This is a genomic window from Embleya sp. NPDC050154, assembly GCF_044460165.1.
Classification (GTDB): domain Bacteria; phylum Actinomycetota; class Actinomycetes; order Streptomycetales; family Streptomycetaceae; genus Embleya.
On the sequence record NZ_JBITJP010000020.1, the window covers coordinates 103673 to 121750 of the forward strand.

Sequence of the window (18078 nt, forward strand, 5' to 3'; positions counted from 1 at the left end):
GCACGACGGGCGGGTGGTCGAGGTGGCCTTGGATCGGCCGCCGCGCTCGGTGGTGGTGTGGGCGGACCGGGTCCTGGTGGTCGAGGCCCTGGATCCGGAACCGGGCACACCCACGGACAACGCCGTCGTGTTCGCCGCGCACGGCGCCGCGTCGGTGCGGTTGCGTCCACCGCGGGACCTGGTCGCGGAGCCGTCGTGGGTGATCGGCTTCCATCTCGCCCACCTCGACGCCGAGGGGCAGCCGATCCTGGTGGTCGCGACCCGCTCCGGCGACTTTTGGGGCAGACCGGACCTGGCGACGGGCGGTCTCGCCGACGTCCGCACCTGGCGCTGATCGCCGCGACCCGCGCGCCGCGCGCCGGGCGGTCACGGATACGCAGCGATCGGCCGGCGGTTTGGCAAATGTTGCCGTCGAGGGCTCGGCCGGTACAGCGTGTACTGAACACGATCACCGGTGCCGCGGCGGGTGCATGTCGCCGGTCACGGCCCCGGGTCGAGGCGAGCCGGGCAGTACGGGTGTCGAGGGGTGTGTGCCGTGTCGCAGGCGTGGTGGGACGACGAGGGCGTCGACGCGGGCGGCCTGGGTGGGCCCGAGGATGTGGTCGCCCGGCTCGACGGCGTGGACTACCTGGCCGGCGACGGCATCGGCACCGCCGCCTACCTCGCGCTGCGGATGGGTCGGCCGCTGCTGCTGGAGGGCGAGCCCGGGGTGGGCAAGACCGCGCTCGCCCAGGCGTTGTCGGCCGCGTTTCGCGTGCCGCTGTTCCGGCTCCAGTGCTACGAGGGTTTGGACGCCTCGCAGGCGCTCTACGACTGGGACTTCCCGCGCCAGATGTTGCACCTGCGGGCGGCCGGCGCGGCGGGCGAGACCGATGCCGCGGCCCTGGAGGCGGGGCTGTACGACCGGCGCTACCTGATCGCCCGGCCGGTGTTGCAGGCGATCGAGGCGGCGCCGGCGGTGCTGCTCGTGGACGAGGTGGATCGGGCCGACGACGAGTTCGACGCGTTCCTGCTCGAGGTGCTCTCCGACTTCGCGGTGACCGTGCCCGAGCTGGGCCGGATCGCCGCGAAGGTGCCGCCGCTGGTGGTGCTGACCTCCAACCGCACCCGCGAGCTGCACGACGCGCTCAAGCGACGCTGCCTCTACCACTGGCTCGACCACCCCGCCCACGCGCAGGAGGTGGCGATCGTGCGCCGCCGACTGCCGGAGGTGAGCTCCCGGCTGGCCGAGGACGTGGTCCGTGCCGTCGGGCGGCTGCGCGCGGCCGACCTGGTCAAACCGCCCGGCGTGTCCGAGACCCTGGACTGGGCCGGCGCGCTGCTCGTGCTCGGCGTGCGCGAGCTCGACCCCGACAGTGCCGCACGCACGCTCGGCGCGGTGCTCAAGCACCGGGAGGACCTGGACGGCGTACGGGCGGCCGGGCTGGTTCGGCTGCTCGCGGCGGGCGGCTGAGATGGCCGGGCGCGGTCCGCTGGACGCGGATACGGTGCGCGCCGCGGCCGCGGCGCCGACCCGGCGTGACGGGGTGGAGACGCTGGTCGCCTTCGCGCGCACCGTCCGGGCCGCCGGTGTGCCCGCCGACCCGGGGCGCGTGCAGGCGTTCCTGACCGCCGCGGCCGAGCTGGGCGCCGACGCGCGGCCGGCCACCTACTGGGCGGGCCGGCTCACGCTGTGCTCCACGCCCGGGGAACTGGCCCGCTACGACGCCGCGTTCACCGCGTACTTCGACTGCGAACAACCGCCGCCCGGGCGCCGCCGACCCGACGTCGACGTCGAACGCGCCGTGGGCCTGCCGGGCCCCGACGAAGTGCCGCCCCGCCGGGAGGAGTCGGACGACGAACCCCGGATCGCCGCCGCCGACCGCACCGAGATCCTGCGCCGGCGCGACATCGCCGCGCTGGATCCGGCCGCGCGTGCCGAGTTGCGCCGACTGCTCGCGCTGCTGCGCCCGGCCGCGCCGACCCGGCGCACCCGGCGCCGGCGGCCGGCCCGACACGGGCGGATCGACCGCACCCGCACGGTGCGCGCCGCGCTGCGGACCGGAGAGTTCGACCGGCTGCGCTACACCGACCGGGTCGTCCGGCCGCGCCGGCTGGTGCTGCTGCTCGACGTCAGCGGCTCGATGGCGCCGTACGCGGACGCGCTGCTGCGCTTCGGCCACGCCGCGGTTCGGCGCCGCCGCGGCGCCGAGGTGTTCACCATCGGTACCCGGCTGACCCGGATCAGCCGGGAGCTGGCCCACACCGACCCGAACCGGGCGCTGGCCGCGGCGTCCGCCGCCGTACCCGACTTCAGCGGCGGCACCCGGCTCGGCGATCAGCTCCACGCCTTCCTGGAGGGCTGGGGCCGGCGCGGCGTGGCCCGGGGCGCCGTGGTGGTGATCGCCTCGGACGGCTGGGAGCGCGGCGACCCGGACCGGCTCGCGGTGGGCATGGCCCGGCTGCACCGGCTCGCGCATCGGGTGATCTGGGTCAATCCGCACCGTGCCCGAGAGGGGTATCAACCCCTGGCGGCGGGTATGGCCGCGGCTCTTCCATACGTTGACGACTTTGTCGCCGGGCACAGCCTGGCGGCCCTGGAGGAACTGTGTGCACTGCTGGTGGACGAGCGAGGGACCGGGTGAACGGCCATGCGTGAACTGCTCGACCACCTGGAGGCGTGGTACGGGGACGGGCGCACCTTCGCGCTCGCGACCGTGGTGTCCACACTGCGCAGTGCCCCGCGCGACGCGGGTGCGGTGATGGCGGTGTCCGCCGACGGCGTGGCGCTGGGCAGCGTCTCGGGCGGGTGCGTCGAGGGCGACGTGTACGAACTCGCGCGGGAGGTCATCGCCGAGGGCCGGCCGCGGACCGCCGCGTACGGGATCAGCGACGACGACGCGCTGATGGTGGGCCTGACCTGCGGCGGCACCCTGGAGGTGTACGTCGAGCCGATCGACCCGGCGCGCTATCCGGAATTTCCCGAGCTGATCGCCGCGCTGCGCGAGGGCCGGCCGATCGCGGTCGCCACCGTGGTCGCGGCCCCGGACCCGGATCGGCTCGGCACCCGGGTGGTGGTCGGCGCGGACGAGGACGGCGCGGGCGAGGCCGGGAGCGGTCCGTTCGTGCCCGCGCTGCGCGCGTTGCTCGCGGACGATCGCACCACGCTGGCCCGGCCGGACGGCGACGCGCTGGTTCCGGTCGAGGCGCTCGGCGTACGACAGGACGAGATCGTCTTCGTGCGCTCGTACCTGCCGCGCCCGCGGTTGCTGGTGTTCGGCTCGAACGACTACGCGGTGGCGGTGGCCCGCGCGGGCGCGTTCGCCGGGTTCCGGGTGACGGTGTGCGACGCGCGCCCGGTGTTCGCGACCGCGGAGCGTTTTCCCGACGTCGACGAGTTGGTGGTGGACTGGCCCGACCGCTACCTCGCGGACACCCGGGTGGACGGGCGCACGGCGGTGTGCGTGCTCACCCACGATCCCAAGTTCGACGTTCCGGTCCTGGTCCGGGCGTTGCGCATGCCGGTCGCCTACGTCGGCGCGATGGGCAGTCGCCGGGCGCACGAGGACCGGTTGTCGCGGCTGCGCGAGGCGGGCGTGACCGAGGCCGAGTTGGCGCTGCTGCACTCCCCGATCGGCCTGGACCTGGGTGCGCGCACTCCGCAGGAGACCGCGATCGCGGTACTCGCCGAGATCGTCCGGGCCCGCCACGGCGGCTCCGCCCGCCCGCTGTCGCTGACCGACGGCCGCATCCACCGCTGAGCACCACGCGGCCGCCGCGACCGAGCCGCACACGTGCCGCACGTGCGGCACCACCCGGCACCGCAAGGAGCCCGCCGCGCGATTCGCGCGGCGGGCTCCTTGCGGTGCCGGGTGGTGCCGAAGGTCAGCCGATCGGCGGTATCGCCTCCGCCAGCGCCCGGACCGCCGCGACGAAGCAGTCCGCCGGCGGGGTGACCAGGCCCGCGCCGACCTGACCGGTGCCCGCGACCTTGCCCGCGATGCCGGTGTTGATCTGCGGCAGGATGCCGGTGCGCACCACCTTGGTCACGTCGATCCCGGTCGGCGTGCCGCGGAAGTCCAACACCGGGATCTGGTAGGCCGGGTTCTCCGCGAGGGTGATCTCGTACATCCGCCGGGTCGCGGCCAGCGCGTCGTCCACCTCGCCGCCGATGAACCGCACGATCGCCGGTGCCGCCGCCATCGCGAAGCCGCCGATGCCGGCGGTCTCGGTGATCGCCGAGTCGCCGATGTCCGGGTTGGCGTCGTCCGGGCCGTACGCGCCCAGGTACAGACCGTCCGGGACCTCGGCGGGGCCGGTGTACCAGCGGTCGCCGGTGCCGGAGACCTGGATGCCGAAGTCGGTGCCGTTGCGCGCCATCGCCACCACGAGCGAGGAGCCGGGCACGTCGCGGCCCGCGTCCATCGCCAGCTTGCAGGCGGGCATGTCCAGGTTCAGGAAGAAGTGGTCGTTGCCGCCGACGAAGCGGGCCGCCTCGGCGATGTCCGAGGTCGGCGCGCCGCTGTCGATCATGTTCGGCAGCAGTTCGCGCAGCAGCATCAGGGTGCCGGCGCGGTTGCGGTTGTGGCCCTCGTCGCCCATCTGCAACATCTGCGCGATGATCGCCCGGATGTCGATCGCCTCGCCCGCGCGCACCGCGGTGCGCAGCAGCGGACCGAGCACCGCGGACATCCAGCGCAGCCGCTCGATCACCTCGGGCCCGTACGCGCCGTAGCGCAGCACCTTGCCCAGGCCCTCGTTCAGCGAGCACCACGCGCGGGTGCCGTGCGTGGTGTCCTCGAGTTCGAACATCCACATCGACGGGCTGACCACGCCCGCCATCGGCCCCACCGCGTGGTGGTGATGGCACGAGTCCAGTTCGGCGTGACCCTCGGCGAGGAACTTCTCCGCCGCCTCGGGGGTGTCGGCCAGGCCCTCGAAGAGCACCGCGCCGATCAGCGCGCCGCGCATCGGCCCGGACGCCCGCGCCCAGTCGATCGGCGGTCCGGCGTGCCGGAACTGGCCGGCCTTCAGACCCAGCGCCTCGCTCGCGGGCTTGACGTCCACCAGGTGCGGCGTGGATGCCAGCACCCGTTCGATCGCGACCTTGTTGGCCGCCTCGCGGCGCGCGTCGGCGAGCACCGCGGCCAGCGCGTCGGCGGTGCCGGGCAGCGGCGGGCGCCAGTCGACGGCGGTCACCGGTACGGCCTGCGCGGCCAGCGCGTCGGCGAGCAGATCGGCGCCGACCGTCACCACGGACGGGTCCCGGGTCAGCAGCGTGCCGCCTCGGGGGTTGGGAGCACTCACGCGTCGAGCCCTTCTACGATCGCCACGGCGCGCCGGGCGGCCTCGGCATTGGACAGGTGGACCTCGGCGCCGGCGGCGGTCAGGGTGCGGGCCTGGGCGTCCAGGTCCTGCGGGTCCAGGTCGGTGCCGCACAGCGAGATCAGGACGGCGGGGGCGTCCGGTCCGGCGGCGCGCAGCACCTCGGCCAGGTCGGCGGCCGGGTCCGGGTGCGCGCCGTGTCCCAGGACGACGTCCAGGAGCAGGACCGCGGTGGCCGGGTCGGCCAGTTCCTCGGCGAGCCGCTCCAGGCGCAGGCTCGGGTCGATCATCGGGTGCGGGCGGCCCGCGGTCAGGCCGTCGTCGCCGAAGTCGATCATCAGGTGCCCGGCCGTGCGCAGGTCGGCGGGCAGCGCCCAGTCGGCCCGCAACGGGATGTTGGAGGCGATCGGGCCGAGCCGGTCGGCGGCGATGATCATCGCCTCGTCGCACAGCGTGCCGCCGCAGAACAGCCCGCGCAGCGCGCCGGTACGGGTGGGCACGGTCCGCTCGGGACGCCAGGTCCGGTCCTGGACGCCGGCGTGTCCGATGGCGGCCAGCGCCTTGGTCGCGGCGGCGGTGAGGTCCTCGCGGCCCTGCCCGAGGAAGGCCAACTGCACCGGTGTGGACAGCGTCGAGGCGTAGCGCTCGACCTCGGCCGCGACCGAGTCGGCGGGCGGCTTGGAAACCACCACGATCAGTTCGGTGGCCGGGTCGGCGTCCAGCATCGCCAGCGCCTGGAGCGTCGAGCGGGCGCCGACCGCCTCGCTCAGGTCGCGTCCGCCCACGCCCAGGCAGTGGCTGACGCCGCTGCCGGCCGCGTGCAGCAGGCACATCAGTTCCTGCGATCCGGTGCCGGAGGCGGCCACGATGCCGATCGGTCCCGGGCGCACGGAGTTGGCGAAGCCGAGGCCGACGCCGCCGACCAGCGCGGTGCCGCAGTCCGGGCCCATCACCAGGAGGCCGCGTTCGCGGCCCACGTCCTTGAGTCGGATCTCCTGCTCGACGGGCACGTTGTCGCTGAAGATCAGCACGTCCAGGCCCGCTTCGAGGGCGTCCATCGCCTCGGCGAAGGCGTGCGGTCCGGGTACCGAGACCAGCGCGAGGCTCGCGTCGGGCGTGGCACCGGCGGCGGTACGGATCGTGCGCGGCGGGACGCCGGCGGCGGAGCCGATCCCGGTGCCGCCGCCGGTGGACAGGACCAGGGCCTGTTCGAGCACCTCGACGGCGCGCCGCAGCGCGTCGTCGTCGTCGGCCCGGATCGCCACGATCAGGTCGTTGGGTCCGGCGCCGTCCGGGGTCTCGAAGCCCATGCCCGCCAACAGGCCGACGTTGAGTTCCGTCGCCATGGCGACGAGCGCCTTGGTGACCCCGTCCACCGCGGATACCGATCGGCTCACCTGCATCAGGCTGACCGAGTCTCGGTATGTTCCGCGGCGCAGCTCAAGCGCGCTGCTCACGGGCGCTCCTTCCTTCGGGGTACGGGAGTTCGGTGGGACCGCCGCAGCCGCGAGGGGCTCCGGCGATCGCTGGTGCGAGATCTGCGTCGGCCGCCTCGGCCCCGGCCAGGACGCCGTGGGCCAGGTCCGCGCCGGAGGTGTGACCCACCGTCAACAGGCGGCGCAGGCAAGGGATGACGTCGGTGTCCCGGCCCACCGCACCGATCAGGTCGATCAGTTGCCCGCAGCCGTCGCCGCGGACGGCGTGGCCGAGCAGCGCGGCGGACAGGTCGGTGGTGCGGCCCGGGGCGTGTGCCGTGACGCGCGCGCCGAGGGCGCTCGCGTGCCGGCCGCCGGCCCGGTCGGGGGCGAGCAGGCGCAGCGCGAGCAGGAAGCCGCACAGCGCGTCGTCGCCGCTGGGGGTCAGTCCCGGGCCCAGGCCGATCAGTCGCAGCGCGGCGGCGTACGCGCGATCGGGGTCGGTCGCGACGTGTCGGCCCAGTTCGGCCAAGTGGGCACGCGCGTCGGCGGACAGGCCGGTGCGTACCGGCTCCAGTGCGGTGCGCAGCGTGGCGCGCCCGGCCCGGCGGGTGTCGGTGTCGCCCGGCGCGGGCGGGCGCGGCGGGGTCCACCAGCGGGCCGCCGGCACCCGCAGCGGGCCGATGCGCACGCGGCCGTCGCCGATGTGGGCGTGCCGGTGGCCGGCGAGTGCGGGGAAGGGGGACGCGCTGCTGCGGCCGGCGACCACGAGGGCGTTGGGCAGTCGGACCGCGTCGTGCGTGCACAGGGCCAGGACCGTGTCGTCCGGGTCGGCGAGGTAGATCGCGGCCGGGAAGACGCCGAGAACCCGCGCGGGCCGGGTCGACGCGCACAGTGCCGCGCGGATCCGCTCGGAGGCCGAGCCCGGCATCGTCACCGTCGCCGGATCGCCATTGTCTCCCGGGTCTACCACGGTGGTGCCTCCCGGGAACGGTGCGGAATCGAGGTGGTGTGGAGCGGACGCGAAGTGGTACGGGGATCGACGTGCTGTCGTGCCGAGTGCTGTCGTGCCAGGTGTTGCCGTGCCGGGTGTTGCCGGGTCGAGCGATGCCGGGTCGAGTGGCGCCGGGTCCACCGGTGCCGGGCCCGACGACGCCCCTGGTCGAAACGGTGCGGAGTCGATGATCGACACGGTGTGGCCGAGGTCTCCGGGGCGGTGGGCCCCGGTGTGACCTGTCATCCGGTGCCACTCAAATCGGACCGGCTCAATGTCTGTTGTGAACGTAATCCAATGGCTATGGTCCTCGAATGGAGCAAGTTGCCAACCTTGGCGCAGATAATTCGCGTAATTTGCCAAGCCCTGGTGGAAGTCCGGGCGGGGTGCGAACCGCGAGTACCGGCACGCTCGTCCGCGGCGTCGCGGTGCGCGACGTGCTGAGCCTGTCCAGCCTGTCCGGCGCCCGGCTGATGGCCGGCGAGCGCGGCTTGGACCGCGTGGTGCAGCGGCTCAACGTGATGGAGGTCCCGGACATCCTGCCCTGGACCAAACCGCACGAACTCCTGCTGACCACCGGCTACCCGCTGCGCGAGACCCCGCAGTCCCTGTGCGATCTGGTGACCGAGTTGGAGTCGCGCCGACTCGCCGCGGTGGGCATCAAGCTGGGCCGCTACCTGGACGAGTTGCCCGCCGACATGCTGGAGGCCGCCGACCGGGTCGGCCTGCCGATCATCCGGCTGCCCGACGACGTCGCCTTCGACGACATTCTCAACCAGGTGCTCACCGATATCCTCAACCGGCAGGCCGCGGTGCTGGCCCGCTCCGAGGAGGCGCACCGCGCGCTGGTCAGTGTGGTGCTCGCGGGCGGCGGCCTGGAGGCGATCACCGACGAACTCAGCCGCCTGCTGGGCGGCACCGTCATGGTCACCACACCCGACGGGCGACTGCTCGCGTCGTCGGCCTCCGAACAGGTCGCGGCCACATCCAGCGGGCGCGGCGTGTTCGACGCCACCGGCCGCTTCCGGGTGGAGCGCTTCAAGCACGGCGCGCGGGCCCTGGAGGACCCGACCACCGGGGTGGCCCTGGTGCCGATCCTGGCCGGTGCCCTCGACCACGGCCGGGTCGTCCTGATCTCCGCCGGGCGCACGCTCGACGAGAGCGACATCCAGGTGTTGGAACGGGCCGCCGCCACAGCGGCACTGGTGATCACCAAGGAACTCGCGGTCGCCGCCGTGGAGAGCAAGTACCAGGGCGACTTCATGCGCGACCTGCTGGCCGGCCGGGCCGGCGACCCGGCGCACACCGTGCGGCACTGCGCGTCGCTGGGCTGGGCGATCGACCGCCCGCTGACCGTGGTGGTCGCGCAGTTGGAACCCGGCGAGGGCCTCGACCCGGAGTCGGACGACCTGCGGCCCGCCCACGAACGCTTCGCCACCGCGTGGGGCATCGTGGTGCGCGAACGCGATCCGCGCGCGGCCGTGGTCGGCTACAGCCAGGAGGTCGTGGTGGTGATGGGCGCCTCGGAGCGCACCCCGCCAGGCGAGTTGGTCCGGCACATGGTCGCCCAGGTCTCCGGCGACGGCGGCGGCGGGCGCCGCTCGTTCTCCACCGGGGTCAGCCGCGTGGTCACCGACCCCGCACTGCTGCCCGAGGCCTACGAACAGGCGCGCCGCGCGGCCAAGGTCGGCCGGCAGATGCACGGTCCGGGCGGCATCGCCGACTTCGACAGCCTGGGCGTGTACCGCCTGCTCAGCCTGGTCCCCGACTCGGCCGAACTGACCAGCTTCATGCGGGAGACCCTCGGCGAACTCGCGAGCCGCGAGGACGAGGAGACCACCGATCTGCGCACCACCCTGGAGGTGCTGCTCGACACCAACCTGAACGTGGCCGAGACGGCCCGGATCCTGCACTTCCACTACAACACGCTGCGCTACCGGATCGGCAAGCTCGAACGGTTGCTCGGCGCGTTCACCACGGATTCGCATCTACGGCTCAACATCATGCTGGCGCTCCAGGTGCGCCGCATGCGCGGGCTGTAGCGTAGCGCGCACGTACGGAGAGACCCTTGGTTGTTCATCCATACGCCGAGACGAGTCGGCAACAAACCTTGGGTGAATTTCACAACACCACCAGGCCGGATCTGTCAGCTATCACCCAAGCCGCAGTGTCCGACCCGTCCATAACCTTCCCCCAACCTCGTGGCGAGAACGGCGAACATCACCGGATCGCGCTCACCGTGCCGGGTCGTGCGACAACGAATCGCCCTCGCACCCCCCTACGCCTGGAAGGCGGCTGAACATGGCACTCGGCTTGGGATGGAAGCTCTACGGGGACGGCAGCACCCCACCTCCGGGTGAGGTCGTACGCCCCGACGAACGACTCTCGTGGGGTCGGACCATCGGTCTGGGCGCACAGCACATCGTCGCGATGTTCGGCGCGACATTCGTATTCCCGGTGGTCATGGGTCTGGACCCCAACCTGGCGATCATGATGTCGGGTCTGGCCACGGTGGTCTTCCTGCTCATCGTGCAGGGGAAGATCCCCAGCTACCTCGGCACCAGCGCCGCGTTCGTCGGCGCGGTCGCCACCATCCGCGCCTCCGGCGGCTCCAGCGCGACGGTGACCGGAGCGATCCTGGTCGCCGGCGCGGTACTCGCGCTCGCCGGCGTGCTGATCCACCTGCTCGGCGCCGAACTCGTCAACAAGGCGCTGCCGCCGGTGGTCACCGGCGCCGTGGTGCTGTTGATCGGCTTCAACCTGGCGCCCGTGGTGGCCGAGGTGTACTGGCCGCAGGACCAGTGGATCGCCATCCTGACGATGACCGCGGTGATCGCGATGACCGTGCTGCTGCGCGGCTTCTGGTCCCGGATCGCGATCTTCCTCGGCCTGGTCTTCGGCTACGCGATGTCCTGGCTGTTCGACAAGGGCTTCGGGCAGATCACCTCGGCCCAGCCCGGTCAGCACGACGGCAAGGAGTTCGCGCACGACCGGGTCGACTTCTCCGGTGTCACCTCCGCCGACTGGTTCGGGCTGCCCTCCACGCACGCCCCGGACTTCAAGACCTCGGCGATCCTGGTCGCGCTGCCCGCCGTGATCGCGCTGATCGCGGAGAACGCCGGCCACGTCAAGGCGGTCTCCGAGATGACCGGCGCCGACCTGGACGGCAGCCTGGGCAAGGCGATCACCGCGGACGGCCTGGGTACCGTGATGGCCAGCGCGGTGGGCGGCTCGCCCACCACCACCTACGCCGAGAACATCGGCGTCATGGCGGCCACCCGGGTCTACTCCACCGCCGCCTACTACGTGGCGGCCGCCGTCGCCGTGTTGTTCGGCCTGTGTCCCAAGTTCGGCGCGCTGATCGCGGCCACCCCCGGCGGCGTGCTCGGCGGCATCACCGTCGTGCTCTACGGCATGATCGGCCTGCTCGGCGCCAAGATCTGGATCGAGAACAAGGTCGACTTCGCCAACCCGATCAACCTGGTCCCGGTCGCGGCCGGCGTGGTGATCGGCATCGGCGGCGTCGCGATCAAGTTCAACGACGACTTCACCATCGAGGGCATCGCGCTGGGCACCATCGTCACCCTGGTGATATACCACGCCCTGCACGCCCTGGCCCCCTCGCACATGCGCGACCCCAAGGCCCCCGCCGACGTCGAACTCGAGGGCGGCACCGCGCTGTCCCTGGGCACCGTGGAGGAACACCGGCCCGCGGAGCAGCCGTTGACCGGCTCCACCGCCGCCGCTCCGCCGCCGAAGACACCGTCCAGCTGACGCCGACACACGAGGCGCACCACCGCACGCGACACCAGGAGGAGACGACACCGTGAAGCCGCCGGCATTCCGATATCACGCACCGACCGATCTGGCCGAAGCCCTCGACGTCCTCGACGGCGTCGGCCACGACGGAAAGGTCCTCGCCGGCGGCCAGAGTCTGATCCCGATGCTGAACATGAGACTCGCGGCCCCGGCCAACCTGGTCGACATCAACGGGCTCGCCGAACTCTCCTATGTCCGCACCGACCCCGGCGGCGTCGCGGTGGGCGCGCTCGCCCGGCACGCCGAGGTCGAGGCGGACGAGGCCGCACACGCGGTCGTCCCGCTGCTGCGCCAGGGCCTGCGCCTGGTCGCCCACCCGGTGATCCGCAACCGGGGCACCACCGTGGGCAGCCTCGCGCACGCCGACCCCTCCGGTGAGATGACCGCCGTACTGGCCCTGCTCGGCGGCTCGATGACGCTGGCCCGCAAGGGGGCCACCCGCACCGTGCCCGCCGAGGACTTCTTCGTCGGGCCGCTGGAGGCGTGCATCGAGGCGGGCGAGCTGGCCGTGGCCGCCTACTTCCCCCGGCTGCCGGGCCGTACCGGCACCGAGTTCGTGGAGATCGCCCGCCGACACGGCGACTACGCGATGTGCGGCGTCGCGGCGGCGGTCACCGTCGACGACGACCTGCGGATCGTCTCCGCCCGGGCCGCCTACCTCTCGCTCTCGCCGGTGCCGCTCGTGCTCGACCTGACCGACGCGCTGATCGGCCGTACCGCCGACACCGCCGCCTGGCAGGACGCGGCGACCCTCGCGTCCTCGAGTCTGGAACCCGAGCCGGACATCCACGCCACCGCCGAGTACCGCGCGCAGTTGGCCGGCGTACTCACCGTCCGTGCGCTGCGCACCGCCACCGAACGCGCGGCCCTGGTCGACCCGAACCCCAACGCAGCACGCGACACCGGCACCAACGAGCGGAGCGCCCGATGACCGAGACGCAGATCCCCACCGAACAACGCCTCGACATCCGGCTCAGCGTGAACGGCGTGCTGCACACCACCACCGTCACCCCGCGCCGACTGCTCTCCGACTGCCTGCGCCACGACCTGGGCCTGACCGGCACCCACGTGGGCTGCGAGCACGGCGTGTGCGGCGCGTGCACCATCCAGGTCGACGGCAAGCCGATGCGTGGTTGCCTGATGTTCGCCGTCAGCGCGCAGGGCCACGAGATCACCACGGTCGAGGGACTGGCCGACGCCGACGGCACCATGCACCCCGTGCAGCAGGCCTTCCGCGAGTGCCACGGACTCCAGTGCGGGTTCTGTACACCCGGCTTCCTCACCGTCGTCTCCGCCTTCCTGGAGGAGAACCCGACGCCGACCGAGGAGGAGGCGCGCGAGGCGATCTCGGGCAACCTGTGTCGCTGTACCGGGTACCAGAACATCGTGAAGTCGGTGCTGCGCGCCGCCGAGATCACCAGCGAACGCCGGGCCGACGAGCAGTCCGAGGGGGACGCCCGATGACCACCAAGATGTTCGGCGCACCCGTGCAACGCACCGAGGACCTGCGCCTGTTGGTCGGCAACGGCCGCTATCTCGACGACCTGGGCGAGGGCTCCTACGAGGCCGCGTTCGTACGCAGCCCGCACGCCCGCGCCAGGATCACCGGGATCGACGTCACCGGCGCGCTCGACGTCGACGGCCTGGTCGCCATCTACACCTACGAGGACCTGACCGGCCGGGTCGCCGAGCCGCTCCCGCTGCTCATCCCGCACCCCGCGCTCACCCACGGCCGTACCGCGTACCCGCTGGCCAAGGAGTTCGTCAACCACGTCGGCGAGGCCGTCGTGATGGTCGTCGCCCGGGACCGCTACCTGGCCGAGGACGCCTGCGAGCGGATCACCGTCGAGTACGAACCGCTGCCGCCCGTGGTCGGCATCGAGAACGCCTTCCGCGCCGACCGCCTGGTGCACGAGGACGTGCCCGGCAACTGCGCGGCGCACTTCGTCCAGGAGGTCGGCGACGCGCCCGCGGCGATCGCCGCCGCGCCGAACCGGCTGGAGTTGAAGCTCGACATCGAGCGCAGCGCGTGCATGCCGATGGAGGGCCGCGGGGTCTACGCCCGCTGGGACGCCGCCGACGCGAGCCTGCGCGTGTACACCTCCACGCAGACCTCCACCGGCGTGCGCGCGGCCGTCGCGGCCAAGCTGGACCTGCCGCTGGACCGGGTCGAGTGCGTCACCCCCGACGTCGGTGGCGGCTTCGGCGTCAAGATCGTGCACCCGTGGCCGGAGGAGATCCTCGTCCCGTGGGCGGCCCGACTGCTCGACCACGAGGTCAAGTGGACCGAGGACCGCCGCGAGCACTTCATCTCCGCCGCGCACGAGCGCGGGCAGTTGCAGACCGTACGGGTCGGCTTCGACGACGACGGCCGACTGCTCGGCCTGGACGTGGAGATCCTGCACGACAACGGCGCCTACACGCCGTACGGGATCATCGTGCCGATCATCACCTCCACCCAGTTGCTCGGCCCGTACAAGCCCGGCGCCTACCGGGTGGACTTCCGCAGCCTGTACACCAACACGGTGATAGTGACCCCCTACCGCGGCGCCGGGCGTCCGCAGGGTGTGTTCGCGATGGAGCGCGCGATGGACGCGATCGCCGACCACCTGGGTCGCGATCGCACCGAGGTGCGCGCGGTCAACTTCATCAAGCCCGAGGAGATGCCCTACGACCACGGCCTGCTTTTCCAGGACGGCCGACCGCTGATCTACGACTCGGGCGACTTCCCCGGGTCGTTGGAGGCGCTGAAGAAGCTGGTCGGCTGGGACGAGTTCGAGGCGTACCGCGCGCAGGCGCGGGCCGAGGGCCGCCGGGTCGGAATCGGCGTCGCGTGCTACGTCGAGGGCACCGGCGTGGGTCCGTACGAGGGTGGTCACGTCCAGATCGAGACCACCGGCAAGGTCAACGTCGCCACCGGGTTGACCAGCCAGGGCCAGGGCCACCAGACGGTGTTCGCGCAGATCGTCGCCGACGAACTGGGCGTACCGCTCGAGGACGTCACGGTGACGACCGGTGACACCCGCCGATTCCCGTACGCGGTAGGCACGTTCGCGTCGCGGGCGGCGGTGATGAGCGGCAACGCCATCGCGCTCGCCGCGCGCAACGTCAAGGCCAAGGCGCTGCGGATCGCGGGCGAGGCGCTGGAGGCCGATCCGCGCGACCTGGAGATCGTCGACGGTCGGGTGCGGGTCAAGGGCAGCCCGGGCTCCTCGGTCGCGCTCGGCACCGTCGCGGTGTTGTCCAACCCGCTGCGCTACGCCTTCGACGAGGCGTCCCAGGCGGCCACCCAGCTCACCGGCGCCGCCGACTTCTCCAAGCTGCCGGTCCCCGAGGGCGAGGAACCGGGCCTGGAGGGCCGCGACTACTACTCGCCGCCGACCGCCACCTTCGCCAACGGCATGCACGCGGTGATCGTGGAGACCGACCCCGACACCGCCGAGATCCGCATCCTGCGCTACTGCGTCGTGCACGACTGCGGGCACCTGATCAATCCGATGATCGTCGAGGGCCAGGTGCACGGCGGCGTCGCGCAGGGCGTCGGTGGCGCGCTGTACGAGCGCATGGAGTACGACGAGCACGGGCAGTTGGTCAACGCCTCGTTCATGGACTTCCTGATGCCGTACGCCAGCGAGGTCCCCAAGATCGAGATCGACCACCTGGAGACGCCCTCCCCGCTCAACCCGCTCGGCATCAAGGGTGCCGGGGAGGCGGGCGTGATCCCCGCGGCGGCCGTGTTCGCCTCCGCGATCGAGGACGCCGAGGGCTTCCCGATCGTGCGGATGCCGATCCAGCCGTCCGAACTCTTCCACCTGCGCAAGCGGTTCGCCGCCGGCGAGATCCCGGCCCTGCGCCGCGGCGCCGACCATGCCGCCGGCACCCACCGTTAAGGAGCACGTCGCACCATGAAGGTCCAAGGAAACGCCATCCTGAACGCGCCGGCCGACAAGGTCTGGGCGGCGCTGAACGACCCGGCCGTGCTCACCCGCACCATCCCCGGCTGCGAGAAGCTCGAGGAGACCGGCCCCGACGCGTACCGGATGACGGTGACGATGGGCGTCGCCTCGATCAAGGGCACCTACCTGGGCAACGTGCAGCTCACCGACCAGGTGCCGCCCGGCTCGTTCATGCTCAAGGCGTCCGGCTCGGGCGGCCCGGGCACGGTCAGCGCCGAGGTCAAGGTCACCCTGGAGGACATCGACGGCGGGCGGACCCGGCTGGAGTACGACGCCGAGGCCGTGGTGGGCGGGGTGATCGGCGGGGTCGGGCAGCGCATGCTGACGGGTGTCGCCAAGAAGACGGCGGGCGAGTTCTTCAAGTCGGTCGACAAGATCCTGACCGGGCAGACGCCGCTCACCCCGGTGCCCGCGGCGGTCAACGGAACCGCCGTGGTGGCGCAGGCCGATGGCACCGTCGCGGCCGCGCCGGCCGGCGGGTACGCGGCCCCGGCGGCGGCCTCGTCGTTCGGCGGCGCCGACTTCGCCAAGGGTGCGCTGTTCGGCGCCGCGGTGGCGCTGCTCGGCGCGATCGTCGGCGGCGTGATCGCCCGTCGTCGCTGATCCACTGATCGGGAACCGATCGCGAACCGATCGGGAAAGGGAGTTACCATGCGTGCGTTCACGGCGGCGGCCGTCCAGGTCGTGCCCCGGCCGGGACCGCTCACGGCGGCGGTGGTCGAGGCGAACATCGCCCACGCGCTGGACTGGGTCACCCGCTGCGTCGAGTCCACCGGTGCCGAGTTGGTCGTACTGCCGGAGAGCGTGACCACCGGCTTCACCCCGGCGCTGAGCGCCGAGGAGTTGTGGGACCTGGTCGACGACGTCCCGGGCGCGCTCACCGAGCCGTTCCAGGAGCGGGCCCGGGAGTTGGGCGTGCATCTGGTGTGGGGCACCTACGAACGCGGGGACGACCGCGGGGTCGTGTACAACTCGTCCGTGCTGGCCGGGCCGGACGGTCGGGTGCTCGGCGTCTACCGCAAGACCCACCCGTTCGGGCCCGAACTGCGGTCGCGCGGCGGGTGGGTCACGCCGGGCGAGTACGTCAGCGTGGTGGAGACCGACCTCGGTCGGATCGGCATGATCATCTGCTTCGACGGCGACTACCCGGAGCTGAGCCGGATCCAGGCGGTGCACGGTGCCGAGGTGATCTGCCGCCCGTCGGCCCTGCTGCGCTCCGCCGACCTGTGGGAACTCACCTGCCGGGCACGGGCGTACGACAACCACGTCTACGTGATCGGCGCCAACGCCACCGGCAGCGACCCGGCCGGTGTGCTGTACTTCGGCAACTCGATGATCGTCACCCCGGGCGCCGAGGTGATCGCGCGCGGCTCCTCGCACGAGGGTTGGGTCTCCGCTCGTCTGGACCCGGAGCGGGCGTTGGCGTCGCTGACCCCGGGGTCGAACGTGCCCCAGGTCTTCGACCACCTGGCCGACCGCAACCTGGACCTGATCGCCAACTACGCGGACGACCTGGTCCGTCCGGCGAAGACCACGTTCCCGCACGGCTGATCACCGCACGAACACGATGCCCCGGCCCGGCGGATCGGGCCGGGGCATCGTGCACGCGGTGCCGCGCGCTCACCCGGCCGCTCGCCCGGGTGTGCCGCCCGGCGCCGACGGCGGCTACTTGCCGAATCGCCGTTCGCGACTCGCGTACGAGCGCAGCGCGCGCAGGAAGTCCACGTGCCGGAACGCCGGCCAGTAGCAGTCCACCCAGTGCATCTCGGCGTACGCGGATTGCCAGAGCAGGAAACCGGACAGCCGCTGCTCTCCCGAGGTGCGGATGATGAAGTCGGTGTGCGCGGCGGTCGGCGAGTACAAATGCCGGGAGATGTCCTCGATATCGAACCGTTCGACCAGTTCGGCCGGGTCCCCACCGGCCGCGATGTGTGCCTCGAAGGCGCTCTTCACCGCGTCGACGATCTCGCGTCGGCCGCCGTAGCCGACCGCGACGTCCACTCTCAGCCCACCGCGCCCCTTCGTCGCGGCGGTGGCCGTCTTGAGCACCCGGGCGGCGGCACCGGGCAGCATGTCGAGCGAGCCGATCACCCGCACTTCCCAGGGCCGGCCTTCGGCCGTGATGTCCCGGACGGTCTCCTCGATGATCTCGATCAGCGGGCCGAGCTCTTCCGCGGGTCGGCCGAGGTTGTCGTCGGAGAGCATGAAGAGGGTCACGTGCTCGATTCCCGCGGCGGTGCACCACCCCAGGAACTCGGTCGCCTTGGCGCCACCCGCCCGGTACCCCTCCCGGACGTCCGCGTGCCCCGCCTTTCGGGCCCAGCGCCGGTTGCCGTCGAGCATGATCCCGACGTGCCGTGGGCGCGGCAGACCTATCAGGGTGGCGGCCAGTCGGCGTTCGTACACCGCTTCGATCGGCCGCCGCAGGAACAGCGGGAGCAGCTTCATGCACCATCTCCATCGCGTGGCAAAACCCTCGGCGGACCCTACCAGGGACGTTCTCACCGGGTCGGCGAGCGCGCTCAACGGCTTTACCACTCGGGCCACTTGCACACCGGTCGCCGCTCCGGGCCGCCGTGTCGCAGGAGCG

The 18078-nt window shown here is 72.5% G+C and carries 15 protein-coding genes; 11 read left to right on the forward strand and 4 right to left on the reverse strand.

All coding sequences use genetic code 11. The features are described 5' to 3' along the window. Nucleotides 1-13: 13 nt before the first annotated feature. The 4 genes from ACIBSV_RS34590 to ACIBSV_RS34605 all read left to right on the forward strand — a co-directional run bounded on the left by ACIBSV_RS34590 (nt 14) and on the right by ACIBSV_RS34605 (nt 3740). Nucleotides 14-334, forward strand: coding sequence for a hypothetical protein (locus ACIBSV_RS34590; protein ID WP_395870167.1), 321 nt, complete (start codon nt 14-16; stop codon nt 332-334). 201 nt (nt 335-535) lie between these two features. Next, nucleotides 536-1453 carry an AAA family ATPase gene (locus tag ACIBSV_RS34595; protein ID WP_395870169.1) on the forward strand — a complete coding sequence of 306 codons (918 nt, stop codon included), beginning with the start codon at nt 536-538 and terminating at the stop codon, nt 1451-1453. A 1-nt stretch (nt 1454) separates the two neighbouring features. After that, nucleotides 1455-2624, forward strand: a complete 1170-nt coding sequence (locus ACIBSV_RS34600) for a VWA domain-containing protein (protein WP_395870171.1) — start codon at nt 1455-1457, stop codon at nt 2622-2624. A 6-nt stretch (nt 2625-2630) separates the two neighbouring features. Beyond that, nucleotides 2631-3740, forward strand: coding sequence for an XdhC family protein (locus ACIBSV_RS34605; protein ID WP_395870173.1), 1110 nt, complete (start codon nt 2631-2633; stop codon nt 3738-3740). Nucleotides 3741-3864: 124 nt separating this feature from the next. Here ACIBSV_RS34605 and ACIBSV_RS34610 read toward each other — a convergent pair whose 3' ends face one another. From ACIBSV_RS34610 to ACIBSV_RS34620, 3 genes are read right to left on the reverse strand one after another with little or no spacing between them, the layout of a single operon-like run. Then, nucleotides 3865-5286 (reverse strand): DUF1116 domain-containing protein, encoded by a 1422-nt coding sequence (locus ACIBSV_RS34610; RefSeq protein ID WP_395870175.1) that lies wholly within the window; start codon nt 5284-5286, stop codon nt 3865-3867. Beyond that, a complete protein-coding gene (locus tag ACIBSV_RS34615; protein ID WP_395870177.1) occupies nt 5283-6761 on the reverse strand; it encodes an FdrA family protein in 1479 nt (492 codons plus the stop codon). The genes ACIBSV_RS34610 and ACIBSV_RS34615 overlap by 4 nt, the downstream gene beginning before the upstream one ends. Next, the gene (locus ACIBSV_RS34620) at nt 6745-7692 is read right to left on the reverse strand and encodes a DUF2877 domain-containing protein (protein WP_395870179.1); all 948 of its coding nucleotides are present in this window, start codon (nt 7690-7692) and stop codon (nt 6745-6747) included. Before ACIBSV_RS34620 ends, ACIBSV_RS34615 begins: the two co-directional genes overlap by 17 nt. A 407-nt stretch (nt 7693-8099) precedes the next feature. Between ACIBSV_RS34620 and ACIBSV_RS34625 the strand changes: the two genes are divergently transcribed. The 7 genes from ACIBSV_RS34625 (at nt 8100) to ACIBSV_RS34655 (ending at nt 17039) form a co-directional block, all read left to right on the forward strand. Further along, complete coding sequence (locus ACIBSV_RS34625; RefSeq protein WP_331770560.1) at nt 8100-9755, forward strand: PucR family transcriptional regulator ligand-binding domain-containing protein; 1656 nt, start codon at nt 8100-8102, stop codon at nt 9753-9755. 259 nt (nt 9756-10014) lie between these two features. Beyond that, entirely contained in the window at nt 10015-11487 is a 1473-nt protein-coding gene (locus tag ACIBSV_RS34630; protein WP_395870181.1) for a uracil-xanthine permease family protein, read from the forward strand. A 52-nt stretch (nt 11488-11539) separates the two neighbouring features. Continuing rightward, nucleotides 11540-12463, forward strand: a complete 924-nt coding sequence (locus ACIBSV_RS34635) for an FAD binding domain-containing protein (RefSeq protein WP_395870183.1) — start codon at nt 11540-11542, stop codon at nt 12461-12463. After that, nucleotides 12460-12996, forward strand: coding sequence for a (2Fe-2S)-binding protein (locus tag ACIBSV_RS34640; RefSeq protein WP_395870185.1), 537 nt, complete (start codon nt 12460-12462; stop codon nt 12994-12996). Before ACIBSV_RS34635 ends, ACIBSV_RS34640 begins: the two co-directional genes overlap by 4 nt. After that, on the forward strand, nt 12993-15422 hold the full coding sequence (gene cutA, locus ACIBSV_RS34645; RefSeq protein ID WP_395870186.1) for an aerobic carbon-monoxide dehydrogenase large subunit: 2430 nt from the start codon (nt 12993-12995) through the stop codon (nt 15420-15422). Before ACIBSV_RS34640 ends, cutA begins: the two co-directional genes overlap by 4 nt. A gap of 15 nt (nt 15423-15437) precedes the next feature. Beyond that, nucleotides 15438-16091, forward strand: a complete 654-nt coding sequence (locus tag ACIBSV_RS34650) for a carbon monoxide dehydrogenase subunit G (RefSeq protein WP_395870188.1) — start codon at nt 15438-15440, stop codon at nt 16089-16091. A gap of 48 nt (nt 16092-16139) precedes the next feature. Beyond that, nucleotides 16140-17039, forward strand: a complete 900-nt coding sequence (locus ACIBSV_RS34655) for a carbon-nitrogen hydrolase family protein (RefSeq protein ID WP_395870190.1) — start codon at nt 16140-16142, stop codon at nt 17037-17039. A gap of 114 nt (nt 17040-17153) precedes the next feature. Here the strand turns inward: ACIBSV_RS34655 and ACIBSV_RS34660 are convergent, their stop codons facing one another. Beyond that, complete coding sequence (locus tag ACIBSV_RS34660) at nt 17154-17936, reverse strand: isoprenyl transferase (RefSeq protein ID WP_395870192.1); 783 nt, start codon at nt 17934-17936, stop codon at nt 17154-17156. Between the last annotated feature and the right edge of the window lie 142 nt (nt 17937-18078).

Bases quoted from the DNA above. Each gene is read 5' to 3' on its own strand.
- ACIBSV_RS34600 (WP_395870171.1), top strand. From the start codon at position 1,455: ATGGCCGGGCGCGGTCCGCTGGACGCGGATACGGTGCGCGCCGCGGCC.
- ACIBSV_RS34605 (WP_395870173.1), top strand. From the start codon at position 2,631: ATGCGTGAACTGCTCGACCACCTGGAGGCGTGGTACGGGGACGGGCGC.
- ACIBSV_RS34630 (WP_395870181.1), top strand. From the start codon at position 10,015: ATGGCACTCGGCTTGGGATGGAAGCTCTACGGGGACGGCAGCACCCCA.
- ACIBSV_RS34640 (WP_395870185.1), top strand. From the start codon at position 12,460: ATGACCGAGACGCAGATCCCCACCGAACAACGCCTCGACATCCGGCTC.
- cutA (WP_395870186.1), top strand. From the start codon at position 12,993: ATGACCACCAAGATGTTCGGCGCACCCGTGCAACGCACCGAGGACCTG.
- ACIBSV_RS34650 (WP_395870188.1), top strand. From the start codon at position 15,438: ATGAAGGTCCAAGGAAACGCCATCCTGAACGCGCCGGCCGACAAGGTC.
- ACIBSV_RS34655 (WP_395870190.1), top strand. From the start codon at position 16,140: ATGCGTGCGTTCACGGCGGCGGCCGTCCAGGTCGTGCCCCGGCCGGGA.
- ACIBSV_RS34660 (WP_395870192.1), bottom strand. From the start codon at position 17,936: ATGAAGCTGCTCCCGCTGTTCCTGCGGCGGCCGATCGAAGCGGTGTAC.